The organism is Leisingera sp. F5 (assembly GCF_001593695.1).
The window spans coordinates 1-1,033 of sequence record NZ_LUKH01001429.1 but is presented as its reverse complement, the minus strand read 5'-3'; the positions used below and the strand labels follow the sequence as shown (position 1 = coordinate 1,033).

At 60.3% G+C, this 1,033-nt stretch carries 1 protein-coding gene and 1 pseudogene; both read right to left on the bottom strand.

The features are described 5' to 3' along the window. Positions 1 to 264: 264 nt before the first annotated feature. Positions 265 to 591, bottom strand: a complete 327-nt coding sequence (locus A2I95_RS42005) for a hypothetical protein (protein ID WP_291738169.1) — start codon at positions 589 to 591, stop codon at positions 265 to 267. A 79-nt stretch (positions 592 to 670) separates the two neighbouring features. After that, positions 671 to 1,033: pseudogene (locus A2I95_RS42000) on the bottom strand (HAD family hydrolase); the annotation flags it as partial.

Genomic DNA, 1,033 nt, shown 5'->3' with positions numbered 1-1,033 from the left:
ATGTTTGCCTCATGCCGCCGGTTTTCCGGCTGACGTTTTTGCCTGTGAGCAAAAGCCTAACACAGGGTTGATAAGGAATAAACCGCGGCGAAAAGGGGTGTTAGGCGCTATGTGCGCCATTCTGCCGGCATCTTGTGGGGATGTCCGGCGGCCCCTCTAGATGCGGTAAATGCTAACAGAAGGTTACCGGAAAAAGTTGTGTTTTCCAGATCGCTGTGCAGCTGATTTCCAGCCCTGCAGGCCGCATAGAGCGGGTTCGGACCGTTAACCCGCGTGAAAATTGGTCACGTAGAAGGGTGTGGAATAGCTGAGGCCGAGCGAGAATTCGCAAGGTTGGCCGAGCCGCGCCTTGATGCGGGATTCGAGGTCCGCAAGCAAGGCGCGGGAAAATGCCTCGTCCCGGTGCGGCTTGGTCAGCAGGGCGACAGTGATGGCAATGTGGCTGTGATGGAACTGTGCCACCGGATAGGCCCGGCCCTTGCAGGCGCCGGCACCGCTGTCGTGGTCCAGGATCACGGCTTCGATCTCGGCCAGGATGGATTTGGCGTCGATGGCCAGATCGCTGGAGTATTTCAGTTCGGCATGCGGCATCTTCCGGCGTCTCCGCTTTGGGTCGGCAAAGCGATAGCTGGCCGGGGCAGGCCCGTCCAGCATCCAATGCCCTCGACTGTCAGCAAAGACTGTTCACCAAATCTGCCAGTCCGCTCAGATCGGGAATCTCGGTATAGCGGGGGCTGTGCTCAGGGGCTTCGGCGTGTTCGACCTCCCAGACCAGCCCGTGCGGCACATAGGTGCCCCAGCCGCCGGCCTCGATCACCGGAACCACGTCCGAGCGCATCGAGTTGCCGACCATCATCGCGCGAACAGCACCGTCGCCGTGGCGGGTGAAGATGTCCAGATAGACTTCTGGTGTTTTCTCGGAGACAACCTCGACGCCGTCGAACAAATCGCCCAGGCCCGATTGCGCCAGCTTGCGTTCCTGGTCCAGAAGATCCCCCTTGGTGATCAGCACGACCTTGTATCGGCCCGCCAC